The sequence below is a fragment of the Bradyrhizobium sp. genome, assembly GCF_035309285.1.
In the GTDB taxonomy this organism is placed as follows: domain Bacteria; phylum Pseudomonadota; class Alphaproteobacteria; order Rhizobiales; family Xanthobacteraceae; genus Bradyrhizobium.
In genome coordinates this window covers 47,271-59,962 of record NZ_DATGFH010000031.1, presented here as the reverse complement: position 1 = coordinate 59,962, position 12,692 = coordinate 47,271, and the positions used below count along the sequence as shown (strand labels likewise).

The following is a 12,692-nucleotide window of genomic DNA, read 5'->3' as shown; positions in this document are numbered from 1 at the left end:
ATTGTCGGTTCTGCGTGCGGCCCTTCAAGCTCACCACGATCGCATGACGATCAAACCCGTTGCCCACGTCACGAGGGCCGCGTAACATTCATTCCGGCAACGTCGGCCCGACGTAGTTCAACAGCGATCGGGACATCTCCTATTTCGTCGCGAACAGGAGACATCGACAAACTCAAGGATGTTCGTCAAGTAGTTTGCGTATCCGTTATGACGCATGAAATACCGGCTTATCCTCTTTTCATCAGGACAATACTTGAGAATGCTCGCGTCGCCGACATCGTCCCAATTAGCATTTTCGATCTCAAAGTTGCAGCGACCTATCTCAGTAATGCTTTCGACTTTGTGTACTATTTTGCTACGCGATCTATCCTAGATGCCTATCTCATGTATGGCACTGAAGCTGCATTGCTCGCATTTCATCTGACCCGGCGACTCACGCTGCCGGATCGGTTTGACAGAGTATTGATAGACGATTCATTTGGGCAAAGTATTGACGCCGATTATCCCAATCGAGAGAGAAAACTTTCGCTAAGATTTGGCGTAAAGATCGTAGACGAGATCATCGAAGACATCATTCATTCGGGCAGCCCGGAATTCTTTCGATTGTTTTCAGTCTTGCGCGGCATGTCGGGGCGATCGGCGAAAGATGCCAGCACTTATTTGAAGCGCATTGAGAAAATGCACCGTCAAGACGGGCAACCGCACGATGCCACAATGCTTTTTAACGATATTGCTTTGACTTTTATTGTTGCCAACGATCCTGTAGCAGCGCGAGCGCGATTCGATGCGATTAGGCAAAAGCGTGAGCTCGAAGTAAAATACGCACAAGAATATGTACTGACGCTATCACCCCGCGATCAGCCCCATAGCCCCCGAAAACGCTTCGATGGGAGCTCGCACCACTTCGCTATTCGCGCTCTCGCTATGAGGCAAAATAATGCTATTGATGACGGGCTCCTGGCGTTCTCACCGCGCATTCGGGATGAGGATTGGGAGATAGACGAGGAGCCTGACAGCACGCAAAAAAGCGCTGACCAAGCTTAGCCCAGATGCACGAAGAGATATCCCCGGTCGCTGTACATCAGTTCTGAAAAAAATAGTGCGCGAGATTCCGTTTAACTCCAGCAAGCGCAGCCCGGATGAGCGAAGCGACATGCTGGGTTCATATTCGTCCCGCATATCGCTACGCTCATGCGGGCTATGCCTTACAGCCATCATCACCGTCTACACGATCAGCTCCGCGCCGATCTCCGCCTCGTCTTCGTCGGCACGGCGGCCAGCACGCGCTCCGCCAGCGTCGGCCATTACTACGCTCATCCGGGCAACCGCTTCTGGCGCGCATTGCACGAAGTCGGGATTACGTCGCGGCGACATGAGCCGAACGAGTTCGCGTCGCTGCTCGAATTGGGCATCGGTTTCACCGATCTTTCAAGTCCGGTGCGGGGATGGACGACCAGATTGCTTTGACGTCGCCGGCTTCACGGCAAAGATCCAGACCTATCATCCCCGAACCATTGCGTTCACGAGCAAGAAGGCGGCGAGCCTGTTTTACAACAGGCCGACCAACGCGCTATCTCTCGGTTAAACAGCAACCGACGCACGATTTTCCCGACATCTTTGTGCTATCGTCACCATCTGGCGCAGCCTCAGGACATTGGACGTTGCAGCCTTGGCGGGAACTGGCCGAGTGGATCAAGCGGACTCGGCACGAAGGGGAAATCGAACGTGGCCTCAAGCGAAACCTTCATCCTACGGACTGCGCTTAATGGACACCGGTCCACTTACCGCGACATCGAAGTCGGAGCATCCACGTCCCTCTACAGGTTGGCCGAAGCCATAACGAACGCCTTCGGCTTCGATTTCGATCATGCGTTCGGCTTCTACAGCGGGTTGACCCCGGCCAAGCTGACGCGCGTCGATCCTCGATATGAATTGTTCGCGGATATGGGCGAGGCTGATCCGGGCGTCTTCAGCGTCAAAAAGACGAAAGTCTCGCAGGCATTTCCCGTGGTCGGCCACAGCCTGATTTTCCTGTTCGACTATGGCGACGAGTGGCGGTTCCGCGTCAGCCTGAAGCAGATGGGTACGAAGCTGCCAAAGGTGCGATATCCGCGCGTTGTCACGATACGCGGTAACGCGCCGCCGCAATATCCCGATCCCGATGAAGACATCGACGACGGGGAACGCTACGGGGTCAATCCCCTGACCGGTGAGGTGATCAAGTTTGGCAAGCGATGATGATACCGTCGACCGCAGGACGGATCGACAAACTGTAATCCGCCGCCGCGCCGGCCGAGGGAAATGATGGGCGTTCACACTCGAGCAAGGAATACCAGGCCATTACGCCTTACGTCTTGAACATCGCTTCGAACAATTGCTTCGCTCGATCCAGACCCTCCGGCGTGAAAGCCACCGATTTCACCTTGCCGACTGGGTCGTGGATCATTCCCTTGTCGTGCAGGCGGCCAAGCACATCCCAATCAAAGCCTTTCCATGCCCTGTAACCGTCGTGCAGGGTCAGATAGAGCAGCGCCAGCGCAGTGTCGTCGATCTTGTCGGTGTTGAGAGGCATCGCAAGGCTCCCGGCCAGATCAGTCTGCGCCAATCGTAATCAGGATCGAGGCGACTGCAATCGCTTTCGCGTTCGTTTTTTTGAGAGACGCCGGACAAGCGCTTGCGTTTAACGCAAGGCGACAATGGTGGGATACGCTTGCGCCTTCGTTTGGGATAGCGCGAAGTAAGCCGTAAACCACTGCGCAGGGAAAGCCGGCGTTGCTCCGGTTCACCTGTGGCCCTACCCCCGTGCTTTTTGTTGCACGGGGCCCACGGGTGCAATCGGCACCCGGCTTTCCCTGCGCCCTTGCTTCATGAGAGGCGCGAAAGTCATGCAAAGCTCGGGCATATCGTGCCGCGAGGATGCCGACTTGCGCCTTCATTGCTGTTTGACATGTAAATCAGATGTCTCCGCTCGTCATTGCGAGGAGCGAAAGCGACGACGTGTCCGCCGTAGCTCGCAGAGCGAAGGCGGAAGCAATCCAGGTCTCAGCAAGCGGCGACATGGATTGCTTCGCGGAGCCTGTCATCGGGCCGCGCGTTCGCGCGGACCCGTTGGCTCGCAATGACGAAGGTCGACTGGCAGTCGCCGTCGCTACGGCATCGAAATCGCAAGCCCGCTCAGATCCGCATTCGCCATTAGCCCCACCTGCGTGCCGGACAATTCCAGCACCGCGCCCTTCTGGTTGGTGAGCACGATGGCGCGGGCGCCGGAGCCGACCGCGAGCCCTGCGCCGGCTGCGCCGTAGACGCCGGCGATGTCGGAGGGCTGATAGATGTGGCTGACGCGGCCGCGCAGGATCGTCTTCGAGCCGCCGAACACCAGACCATAATCGATGCCGCCGGTCCTGAGCGCGTAGGTGTGGCCGTGGAAATGCAGCACGCCGCGGCCGCCGGAGCCGCCGATGATCCAGCCCGCCTTGTAGATCACCAGCGACACGGTGCCCTCGTCGGCGCGCGCCGCGGTGAGGCCGGCGCAAGCGATGATCGCGACCAGCGCGGCGCGAAGGGCGGATGAGAGCGTCATGTGATAACCTCCTGCAGGTGTTGTCCGGGTTCGCTTGGTGATTCGAGCATCATCGCTGAATTTCGCCCGCGGGCAAATTACAACGGCTGGCCCATCCAAAAAGCGACTGAAGGCTCGAGACCTCGGACATGACGAAGCAAAGCGCCGGCATCCTGATGTATCGCCGCCGTCATGGCATGGTCGACCTGCTGCTGGTGCATCCCGGCGGGCCGTACTGGGCCAGGAAGGACGAGGGCGCATGGTCGATCCCGAAGGGATTGTTCGAGGAGGGCGAGGATGCGCTCGCAGCCGCCAGGCGCGAATTTGCGGAGGAGACCGGCGCGCAAGCGGCCGGGCCTTTCATCGAGCTCGGCGTGTTCAAACAACCGGGCGGCAAGCGTGTGTTCGCCTGGGCGATGGAAGGCGAGTTCGATCTCGCCGCGTTCAGGAGCAACAGCTTTGCGATGGAATGGCCGCCGAGGTCCGGGCGAATGCAGGCGTTTCCGGAAGCCGATCGCGCGGACTGGTTCAGCCCCGAAGCGGCGCTCGTCAAGGTCACGCGCGGACAGCGGCCCATCATCGAGGCCCTGCTCGAGAGGTTGGATTTGTTATCGTCACGCCGTAAGCTCTGAAGGTTGAACGCAACTGACCGTCGCTCAGGATATCCCATGCCGATAAAACATTTCCCACCGCCGCCCGGCCTCAAGGCGCCGCCGCTCTCCTTTGCCGCCCGCGTGGGCGATCTGCTCTACATCTCCGGCATTCCCGGCTTTGGCGAGACGCGCGAACTGCCCGACAGCTTCGAGGCGCAGTTCAGGAATGTCGTCACCAACATCAGGCGCGTGCTGGAGGAAGCCGGCGCGAGCTTCCGCGATCTCGTCAAGGTCAACGTGCTGTTGACCCGCGCCTCCGACGTTGCGGCGATGAACGCGCTCTACGCCGGCGCCTTCGGGCCTGCGCCCTACCCCGCCCGCACCACCTGCGTGGTGGTGGCGTTGCCCGATCCGAAGATGCTGATCGAGATCGAGGCCGTGGCGTCGCTCAGGTCCTAATCTCGTCATTGCCGGGCTTGACCCGGCAATCCATCAGGCGAAACACATTTGCTTCTTGATGGATGCGCGGGCCTTCGCCGCGCCGAAGGGGGCTTCGGCCCCGCAGGCGGGTCGAGCCCGCGCATGACGACCTGAGGTTAAGCTTGTAGCGTAATCCGCCATTCCGCGTTGATGCAAAGATGGTGGGTTACGCTTTTCGCTAACCCGCCCTGCGATCCCGAAGCCACGCAAGTCCGTAGGGTGGGCAAAGGCGCGAAAGCGCCGTGCCCACCGCTCATATTTTTGGTGGGCACGCTACGCTTTGCCCACCCTACGAACTCCGATCGCGGATACTGAAGTCCGTGACCAGGGATCGCGGGGGCGGATGGCTGTCGTCATTCGCCCCTTTTGCCTGGCGGATGCATCAGCGCATCGCGCGCCGCGGCAAGCTCCAGGAAGGCCTTTGTGTCACCGCCGGCGTCCGGATGCAGGCTCTTGGCGGCCCGCTTGAACGCCTGATGGATTTCCGTCGCCGCCAGCCGACGGTCGAGCGGCAATCCCAGCATCTGGCGGTAGTGCTGGTCGGGCGTGAGCTGCTTCACAACGCCGCGCCTGCCGAAGCGCGGAGCGGCCAGCGAATGCAGCACATCGCGCACGATGCTGAGGCGCCGTCGCGCCGCATCGAGCGTCGGACGCGGAGCGCGGGGCACCGAGGCATGACGCAGGATCGGCAGGGCCTGCGTCGCGGCCCGCCGCAGCGTATCGTCCTGGCTGGCGGCTGCGATCTCCGCAATCAGCCTCGCCGCCCCGTGCCAGTCCGGCGATGGTGCCGACCAGAGCTTTTCGACCGCGTGCTTCCAGTTCGCAACTTGCGCGTCCATGACATCAAAACGCCGAAGGCGCGCGAAGCGTTTCCATCCGCTCAATTTTGAATTAGCTTGCTCCTACCTCGAACCGCTGGGATCGCCATGCTCACGGTCCAACTCGTGCTGTTCGGCCTCGCCGACAACGACAGGCTCCGCGAGGTCCGGCACCAGCGCATCCAGCATATCGCTTACGCTCATGCGGGCTGGCTCGAGCAAGACCGCCTGATATATTGCCTCAACAACCAACAAGAGGAAACGTCATGCCCCTGCTTTCAAATCACATCGCCGTCGTCACCGGCGCGGGCTCCGGAATTGGCCGCGCGATCGCCGGCGGTTATGCGCGCGAGGGTGCGCGCGTCGTGGTGCTCGATATCAACCAGCAGGCGGCAGCGACGACCGCGAAGGAGATCCGCGACGCCGGCGGCAAGGCCGAGAGCTTTGCGCTCGATGTCACGAGACGCGACGATTGCATCGCAATGGCCAAGCAGGTCGCCGACAAGGTCGGCCCCGTCTCGATCCTCTGCAACAATGCCGGCATCGCCCGCCGCAACGGCATGCTGGGCGCGGCGGAAGCCGTGATCAACGATTGGGAGGACATCATCGCGATCAATCTCAACGGCGTCTTCAATGTGACGCATGCGTTTCTCGGCGCGCTCCGCGCCAGCAAAGGCCGCATCGTCAATATCGGCTCGATCCAGTCCTTCGTGCATCTGCGCACCCCGAGCTCGCCGGCCTACACCGCCTCCAAGCACGGCGTGCTCGGCTTCACCAAGGCGCTCGCGGCCGAGCTCGGCAAGGACGGCGTACGCGTCAACGCGATCGGTCCGGGCTTCATCGAAACGCCGTTGAACGAGAAGGTGCGCGCCGCCAATCCCGACCTCGTGAAAGTCTTCATCGACCACACCCCGCTCGGCCGCCCCGGCAAACCGGAAGACATCGTCGGCCCCGCCATTTTCCTCGCCTCCGACATGTCGGCCTATGTGTCAGGCTCGATCGTGATGGTCGACGGCGGCTACCGGACGATTTGATCCTTAGCCAGCGCGCATCTTGCTGTTGACACGCAGGGCCCGTCCGGCGCGCACAATTGAAGCCGTTCTGAAACGTCTGCTAAGAAGCCCGACGTCAACAAGGGAGCGCGCACGTGGCCAACGAACCGATGCGTCAGGGACGACAGGGGCCTCCGGGACCACAAGGCCATCCCGGGCGGCAAGGGCCGGAAGGCGCGCGCGGCAAGCCGGGGCCGCAAGGCAAGCCTGGACCGGAGGGCAAGCGCGGCGAGCAGGGTCCGCAGGGCAAGCAAGGCCCGCAGGGGTCACAAGGTCCGCGCGGCGAGCAAGGTCCGCCCGGCGCGCTCCCGTCGATCGAGCAGGTGATGCCCTGGCTGCACCTGATCTTCGACGCCTATGAAGACTACAGGAGGAAGCGCGAGCAGGACGCCCGTGACGAAGCCGAGCGAGACATCGCCGATCGCGCGGCGCTGGAGGCTGCCGTGCAGGATCATATGTCGGACGACGATGAGGACGACGATCGCAAGAAGAAAAAGAAGAAGCGCAAGAAAGACAAGCGCAAGAATAAGGAGAAGTACGAGGACGACAACGAGGAGTGAGCCTCGCCCATCCTCACTTCGTCTTGCCTGATCGCCTGTAGGATAACGGCCAAGCTTCGATCCCAACGATGGATATTTGACGCAGCTCAGGCCGGCAGATGCCGCTTCACGAACGGCCGCAGCGGCCAGATCAGCGCCGGCCAGACCACGATGACGAACAGCGACCTGATCAGCCAATGCCAGTCGCCGGAGGGAATGAGCGGGTCGACGAGGTCGAGCAAGCATGCGGTCGCAATTCCCGTCACCGTCATCAGGGTGGCCCAGACAATCCAGGGATAGAGTTTTCCGCGAGGGGCATCGGTATCGCGGTCGCGTGGCAGCCGGCGCTGGAACAGGAATCGCATCGCAAGGTACCAGCACAGGCCGAACACGACACCGCCGATCGCGATGATGACGATGGCAGCGAGATCAAAGGATCCGACCCACCACATCATCCAGCCGCTCCACAGCAGAGCGCCGACGAATCCGCCCCATTTGAGCGACGTGGTCGAGTTCAACCTCATGGCGCAGCTCCGCTTGCAGCGATGCCATCATGCGCAATGCCATGCAAATTCACCGTGAGCTGCGTCACGCTGTTTGCAAGTCTTCTATCTGAGCGTGATTTTATCGGAAAACCGCTACTCACCCCGCATCGAGTGCGGGGCAGGCTTTTTCCGGATCATGCTCTAGCCGAAGCGCAGCCGCGAGCGCTCGCGCGCCTTCTCCGCTTCCACCTCGCGGTCGCGCGCGGGAGCGCTCGTGTGCAGCGAGGTCAAGAGCCGCCGTGCGGCGTCGGTCACTTCGTCGACCGCGCGGTTGAACGCCGCCTCGTTGGCCTGCGACGGCCGGCTGAAGCCGGACAGTTTGCGGACGAATTGCAGCGCGGAGGCGCGGATTTCGTCTTCGGTCGCGGGCGGCTCGAAATTGAACAGCGTCTTGATGTTGCGGCACATTTTCTTGCTCTCCAGGTCCTCTCTCCTGAGGGAACGATCGGACAGGCCAAAATCCTACATCGCTCACCCGTTTTGGCCTAGAATACCGGTGGGGTCCATTCTCTTCCCGTGGGTTCCCGATGAGCCGGATCATCTACAAGATCGTCGAGCACGACGGCGGCTGGGCCTACACCGTTGACGGCGTGTTCTCGGAAACCTTCCGTAGCCATGCTGCGGCGCTTGCCGCCGCCAGGCGTGTCGCTGCCGAGCAACGCACACCCGGCCGCACCGAGGTGATCCAGTACGAAACCAGGGACGGCAAGTGGCGCGTCGAGACGGCGTCCGGCAGCGACCGTCCCGAGACGGATGTTGAGGACTCGGCTTAGAGATCAAAACGGAACCGCCACCCCAAGCCGATCGAAGAAGGCGCGGCCCTTGCGCGTCAGCCGCAGCGCGCGTGGAATTTGCCGAGGCTCGACGCACCGCGTATCCAACAGCCGCGTCAGGATCGCGTTGGGAAACGCGCCGGAAAAATGCGGCACGCGCTCGGTCCAGTCATTGCAGAGCCGGAGATGGGGGCTGCGCGCCGGATTGAAGTCGATCTGCTCGGACTCGCACCAGGCCATCCCCTTTCTCGTCACCTGCCCGTCGCGGTCGCTCACGGTGACGAGCTTGCGACGCATCAGTGCGTCGGACAAGAGCACGCCGAGCCGGCCAGCGAGATGGCAATAGCAGGTGCGCGATTGCCGCAGCTCTTCGGCAATGTGCACGCGGCGGTGACCTGACGCGGCGGTTTTGGTCGCGAGATTGACGAGGTTCTCGACCAGTGTTGCGACATCATCGTCGCTGATCCGATAGTAACGGAAGCGGCCCTGGGCCCAGACCGAGAGCACGTTCGCGTCCACGAGCTTCTGCAGATGCGCGCTCGCGCTTTGCGGCGACACGCCGGCCAACGCTGCGAGCTCCCCCGCCGGCATCGCCTTGCCTTGCGCCAGCGCAGAGACCATGGCTTCGCGCGCGGGATCGCCGAGCGCCTCCGCAATGCGGGAAAATCCGGATTGTACGGTCTGCCTCATCACCATCATTTAAGTCTCTCTCGCCTCCGATCATAGCCGGTTCCGGGCGGCGTCATTTCAGAATTCGATGAAACATGAGGCCGCGCGAGTTTGCGAGCTTCGCCGCAGGCTCAATCAAGATGAGGGAACAAGCCATGACCGGCACCACCCACCGCCAGGACATCGAACGTATCTACCGCGCCTGGGACGAGGCGCTCGGCAAACGCGACCTCGAAGCCTCGCTCTCGCTCTATGCGGACGACGCCTCGATCGAAAGCCCGCTGGTGCAGCATCTCCTGAAGCAGCGCGACGGTATCGTGCGCGGCAGGGAGAATCTGCGAACGTTCATCACAAAGGTATTCGAGACCAATCCGCCGCAGCGCAAGCGCTTCAAGCAGGGCTTCTTCACCGACGGCCGCGTGCTGACCTGGGAATATCCGCGCTCCTCGCCCGAGGGCGAGCAGATGGACCTCGTCGAGGTGATGGATATCGAGGACGGCCTGATCCGGCGCCACCGCGTCTATTGGGGCTGGTATGCGCTGAACGTGCTCCGGGACGGCCATCAATAGGAATTCAGCGGCGGCGGGCGCGCATACCACGACTTAGGGCGCTCCCGCGTCATTGCGAGGAGCCAACGGGTCCGCGCGAAGCGCAGCCCGATGACAGGCTCCGCGACGAAGCAATCCAGTTTGAGTGCGGATCGAATTTCCGGATTGCTTCGCTTCGCTCGCAATGACGGGCCAGAATCGCGCCAGCGCCGGATGACGCCCAGGATTGCAGGTGATAGTGTGATCGGAGCGAAATCCGGGAGACCTGCCGTGACCAACCTTGCCGCAAGCGACCTCGCCACGATCTATCCGAAGCCCACGCCGCGCGTGATCGCGAAGGCGCGGCCCTCGATCGATGTGCATGCAAGGAAGTTCATCGCGATGTCGCCGTTCTGCGTGCTCGCAACATCCGGCTCCGACGGCAGCGTCGATGCTTCGCCCCGCGGCGGCAATCCCGGCTTCATCCATGTCGAGGGTCCGAACCTTCTGTTGATGCCCGACCGTTCCGGCAACAACCGCATCGACAGCTTCCGCAACATCGTCGAGGGCTCGGGCTCGCTGCAGATGATCTTCTTCGTGCCCGGGATCGACGAGACGCTGCGCGTCGGCGGCAGGGGCACGGTGAGCGCGGATCCAAAGCTGCTCGCTGCGATGGAAGAGTTCGGCAAGCCGCCGCGCGCGGTGCTGCGCGTCGCAGTGAGCGAGGCCTATTTCCACTGTGGCAAGGCGCTGATGCGCTCAAAGCTGTGGTCGGCCGCGCAGGTCGAGCGCAAGTCGTTCCCGAGCATCTCTGAGGTGATCCACGACCAGACCACGCTCGGCGAGCCCGAGCCGCAAGCCGTGGTCGAAGCGCGGTACAAGACGCAACTCTAGCTGTCGCCTAGTAGGGTGGGCAAAGCGAAGCGTGCCCACCAGTTTGCTATCATGGAAAGATGGTGGGCACCGCGCGAGTGCCCACCCTACGAAGCAATCTCTCAGTCCTTCTCCAACCCGCCGATATGTTTCTGGGTGTAGAGCTCAAGCCCGACGCGCTTGATCAGGTCGAGCTGCGTCTCGAGGAAGTCGATGTGCTCTTCCTCGTCCTTCATCAGCGCCTCGAACAGATCGCGCGAGACGAAGTCCTTCACGCCATGGCAATAGGTCGCGGCCTCCTGGTAGAGATTGCGCGCGCTGTGCTCGGCGGCGAGGTCGCACTCGATGATCTCTTTCACATTCTGGCCGATCCGCAACGGATCGAGCACCTGCATGTTGGGAAAGCCTTCCAGGAACAGGATGCGATCGGTGAAGCGATCGGCATGGTGCATTTCCTCGATCGATTCCTTGCGCCAGACCTTGGCCATCTCCAACAGGCCCCAATTGTCCAGGAGGCGGTAATGCAGCCAGTACTGATTGACGGCGGTCAGCTCGTGACGCAGGCCCTTGTTGAGATAGTCGATGACTTTTGGGTCGCCCTGCATGGTGCACTCCAAGGATTGGGGCCGAAGGCGGCCCTCACTTCAAGTTTAGAAGGCTTCTAAGAAAGTTTGAATGCGTGAGCAACCCTGCTGATGCCGCAGGTGGCCACAGGACAACAATGACAAGAGGAAAATCAGGAGGCCGCGAGGGCGAATTCGGTCTCGACCGGGCTGACAGCACCACCACCGTGGCTGTGCGGGCAGCCGGCCTGACAGGCCAGGGCGCAGGCACCCAGCGCTTCGTCGATGATGCCCTTGATGGTGCGCGCGCAGCGGCCGCATTCGGCGCTGCACCCAAGGCAGCCATAGAGTTGCTTGGCGCTTCGCGGAAGGTCGTCGGCGGAATTCACGGCGTGGCGGACGTCGTGATCACTCAGCACGTTGCAGGAACAAACAATCATTAGGACAGCAAGCCTTCCGTGATGCCGTCATCGATATTGGAGGCGACAGCGCGATGCAAAGGGAAAAGCCGGGTTTTGAAGTGATTCCAAACTGACCCCGGAAATTTCCGTGCTTTTTTGGAATCGATCTAAGACTTTGTCGTTGCGATAGATCACATCCAGCGGCGCTAATCGCCGCCGCCGACGTCGGCCGCCGCCACTAACGGAAGTGCCGGAAGAGCCGCAGGGATGGGATCCAGGGCCCTTTCTCCCTGAAAATACGACGCTTTTGCGCCAGAAGGCGTCGCCACAATTGATCGAAAATATGGCAACAGCGTTCATTGATCGTTCAACGGGAATGTGAAACTTTCTCAAGAACAGAAGGCTTTTCTGTCGAAGCCGAGTTACATTGGCTTCGTAACTAAGGGGAATGCCCATGAAGAAATCACTGTTGGCGCTCGCCACCGTCGCAACCCTCGCCGTATCGATGGCCTCGCCTGCCTATGCCTGGCGCGGCGGTTGGGGTCCGGGTCTTGCCGCGGGCGTGATCGGCGGCGCCATCATCGGCGGCGCGATCGCCTCCAACCCCTATCCGTACGGCTATTACGGCGGCCCCGGCTATTACTACGGCCCGGGTTATGATGGTGGTCCTTACGGTCCGTGCTACTGGCAGCATCAGCGCTTCTGGGACGGCTATGGCTGGCGGGTCCGCAGCGTACGGGTCTGCGAGTAGCACGTTCAGCTTCATTAAATCTGCCGACATGCCGCGCGCCGGGTCCTGCCGGCGCGCTGTTCGTTCAACCGCCTGAAAAAGACCGCTTTTTCAGATCACGAGGCTGTGGCCGTTTACCGGGGATTGACCGTTTTGGAGTTTCTTTAGAGCCAACGGGCCGTCCCGAAAATGACTGCTGAGTTCCGCCAAAGCCCGGCGCCGAGAGCGCCATCTCCAGGAGTTGATCCAACATGAAGAAGACCTTTGCTGCCCTGCTTGCGGTCGCGTCGATCGCGGGTTCGCTTTCCGCGACGCCCGCGAAAGCGCATGACGGCGTGGGCGTCGGCCTCGCGGCCGGCCTGCTCGGGGGCGCCCTCGTCGGCGGCGCGATTGCGGCCAGCCGGCCAGCCCCGGACTATTATCCCCCCGGACCAGTGTACTATGAAGGCGCGCCGCCCCCGCCTCCCGGCTGCTACTGGCAACAGCGGCGCTATTGGGACGGCTACGGTTGGTACTATCACCCGGTTCGCGTCTGCTATTGAGCTAACGATCGGCATCGAAACGCGTGAA

At 61.5% G+C, this 12,692-nt stretch carries 19 protein-coding genes and 1 pseudogene; 12 read left to right on the top strand and 8 right to left on the bottom strand.

Going from position 1 to position 12,692, the window contains the following annotated elements:
- The 3 genes and pseudogenes from VKR55_RS07065 to VKR55_RS07055 form a co-directional block, all read left to right on the top strand.
- Nucleotides 1–1,044: hypothetical protein (locus VKR55_RS07065; protein ID WP_324401148.1), on the top strand; the 1,044-nt coding region annotated here is incomplete at its 5' end.
- Between the two features lie 156 nt (nt 1,045–1,200).
- Nucleotides 1,201–1,766: pseudogene (locus VKR55_RS07060) on the top strand (mismatch-specific DNA-glycosylase).
- Nucleotides 1,726–2,238, top strand: a complete 513-nt coding sequence (locus VKR55_RS07055) for an IS1096 element passenger TnpR family protein (RefSeq protein ID WP_324401146.1) — start codon at nt 1,726–1,728, stop codon at nt 2,236–2,238. Before VKR55_RS07060 ends, VKR55_RS07055 begins: the two are co-directional and overlap by 41 nt.
- A gap of 109 nt (nt 2,239–2,347) precedes the next feature.
- Here the strand turns inward: VKR55_RS07055 and VKR55_RS07050 are convergent, their stop codons facing one another.
- The gene (locus VKR55_RS07050) at nt 2,348–2,572 is read right to left on the bottom strand and encodes a DUF6429 family protein (protein ID WP_324401144.1); all 225 of its coding nucleotides are present in this window, start codon (nt 2,570–2,572) and stop codon (nt 2,348–2,350) included.
- A gap of 576 nt (nt 2,573–3,148) precedes the next feature.
- The gene (locus VKR55_RS07045; RefSeq protein WP_324401142.1) at nt 3,149–3,580 is read right to left on the bottom strand and encodes a hypothetical protein; all 432 of its coding nucleotides are present in this window, start codon (nt 3,578–3,580) and stop codon (nt 3,149–3,151) included.
- 128 nt (nt 3,581–3,708) lie between these two features.
- Between VKR55_RS07045 and VKR55_RS07040 the strand changes: the two genes are divergently transcribed.
- Nucleotides 3,709–4,191 (top strand): NUDIX hydrolase, encoded by a 483-nt coding sequence (locus VKR55_RS07040; RefSeq protein ID WP_324401140.1) that lies wholly within the window; start codon nt 3,709–3,711, stop codon nt 4,189–4,191.
- A gap of 36 nt (nt 4,192–4,227) precedes the next feature.
- Nucleotides 4,228–4,611 carry a RidA family protein gene (locus VKR55_RS07035; protein ID WP_324401138.1) on the top strand — a complete coding sequence of 128 codons (384 nt, stop codon included), beginning with the start codon at nt 4,228–4,230 and terminating at the stop codon, nt 4,609–4,611.
- Between the two features lie 374 nt (nt 4,612–4,985).
- Here the strand turns inward: VKR55_RS07035 and VKR55_RS07030 are convergent, their stop codons facing one another.
- Nucleotides 4,986–5,471, bottom strand: coding sequence for a hypothetical protein (locus VKR55_RS07030; RefSeq protein ID WP_324401136.1), 486 nt, complete (start codon nt 5,469–5,471; stop codon nt 4,986–4,988).
- A gap of 245 nt (nt 5,472–5,716) precedes the next feature.
- On the opposite strand from VKR55_RS07030, the gene VKR55_RS07025 reads away from it, so the two are divergent.
- Nucleotides 5,717–6,484, top strand: a complete 768-nt coding sequence (locus VKR55_RS07025; RefSeq protein ID WP_324401134.1) for an SDR family NAD(P)-dependent oxidoreductase — start codon at nt 5,717–5,719, stop codon at nt 6,482–6,484.
- 113 nt (nt 6,485–6,597) lie between these two features.
- Nucleotides 6,598–7,062, top strand: a complete 465-nt coding sequence (locus tag VKR55_RS07020) for a collagen-like protein (RefSeq protein ID WP_414642314.1) — start codon at nt 6,598–6,600, stop codon at nt 7,060–7,062.
- Nucleotides 7,063–7,148: 86 nt separating this feature from the next.
- Here the strand turns inward: VKR55_RS07020 and VKR55_RS07015 are convergent, their stop codons facing one another.
- Nucleotides 7,149–7,565 carry a hypothetical protein gene (locus VKR55_RS07015; protein WP_324401132.1) on the bottom strand — a complete coding sequence of 139 codons (417 nt, stop codon included), beginning with the start codon at nt 7,563–7,565 and terminating at the stop codon, nt 7,149–7,151.
- Nucleotides 7,566–7,727: 162 nt separating this feature from the next.
- Complete coding sequence (locus VKR55_RS07010; protein WP_324401130.1) at nt 7,728–7,994, bottom strand: DUF2277 domain-containing protein; 267 nt, start codon at nt 7,992–7,994, stop codon at nt 7,728–7,730.
- Between the two features lie 119 nt (nt 7,995–8,113).
- Here VKR55_RS07010 and VKR55_RS07005 point away from each other — a divergent pair, with 119 nt between their 5' ends.
- Nucleotides 8,114–8,359 carry a DUF2188 domain-containing protein gene (locus VKR55_RS07005; RefSeq protein WP_324401128.1) on the top strand — a complete coding sequence of 82 codons (246 nt, stop codon included), beginning with the start codon at nt 8,114–8,116 and terminating at the stop codon, nt 8,357–8,359.
- A gap of 3 nt (nt 8,360–8,362) precedes the next feature.
- On the opposite strand, the gene VKR55_RS07000 is transcribed toward VKR55_RS07005, so the two are convergent.
- Nucleotides 8,363–9,058, bottom strand: a complete 696-nt coding sequence (locus VKR55_RS07000; protein WP_324401126.1) for an ArsR/SmtB family transcription factor — start codon at nt 9,056–9,058, stop codon at nt 8,363–8,365.
- 125 nt (nt 9,059–9,183) lie between these two features.
- Here VKR55_RS07000 and VKR55_RS06995 point away from each other — a divergent pair, with 125 nt between their 5' ends.
- Nucleotides 9,184–9,597 (top strand): nuclear transport factor 2 family protein, encoded by a 414-nt coding sequence (locus VKR55_RS06995; RefSeq protein WP_324401124.1) that lies wholly within the window; start codon nt 9,184–9,186, stop codon nt 9,595–9,597.
- Nucleotides 9,598–9,846: 249 nt separating this feature from the next.
- Nucleotides 9,847–10,449: an MSMEG_1061 family FMN-dependent PPOX-type flavoprotein gene (locus VKR55_RS06990; RefSeq protein WP_324401122.1), complete on the top strand. Its 603-nt coding sequence runs from the start codon at nt 9,847–9,849 to the stop codon at nt 10,447–10,449.
- Nucleotides 10,450–10,550: 101 nt separating this feature from the next.
- Here VKR55_RS06990 and bfr read toward each other — a convergent pair whose 3' ends face one another.
- A complete protein-coding gene (gene bfr / locus VKR55_RS06985) occupies nt 10,551–11,033 on the bottom strand; it encodes a bacterioferritin (protein ID WP_324401120.1) in 483 nt (160 codons plus the stop codon).
- A 131-nt stretch (nt 11,034–11,164) separates the two neighbouring features.
- Nucleotides 11,165–11,431, bottom strand: a complete 267-nt coding sequence (locus VKR55_RS06980; protein WP_324401117.1) for a (2Fe-2S)-binding protein — start codon at nt 11,429–11,431, stop codon at nt 11,165–11,167.
- 415 nt (nt 11,432–11,846) lie between these two features.
- Between VKR55_RS06980 and VKR55_RS06975 the strand changes: the two genes are divergently transcribed.
- On the top strand, nt 11,847–12,143 hold the full coding sequence (locus VKR55_RS06975) for a hypothetical protein (protein WP_324401115.1): 297 nt from the start codon (nt 11,847–11,849) through the stop codon (nt 12,141–12,143).
- A gap of 230 nt (nt 12,144–12,373) precedes the next feature.
- Nucleotides 12,374–12,664 carry a hypothetical protein gene (locus VKR55_RS06970; protein ID WP_324401113.1) on the top strand — a complete coding sequence of 97 codons (291 nt, stop codon included), beginning with the start codon at nt 12,374–12,376 and terminating at the stop codon, nt 12,662–12,664.
- The last annotated feature ends 28 nt before the right edge of the window (nt 12,665–12,692 follow it).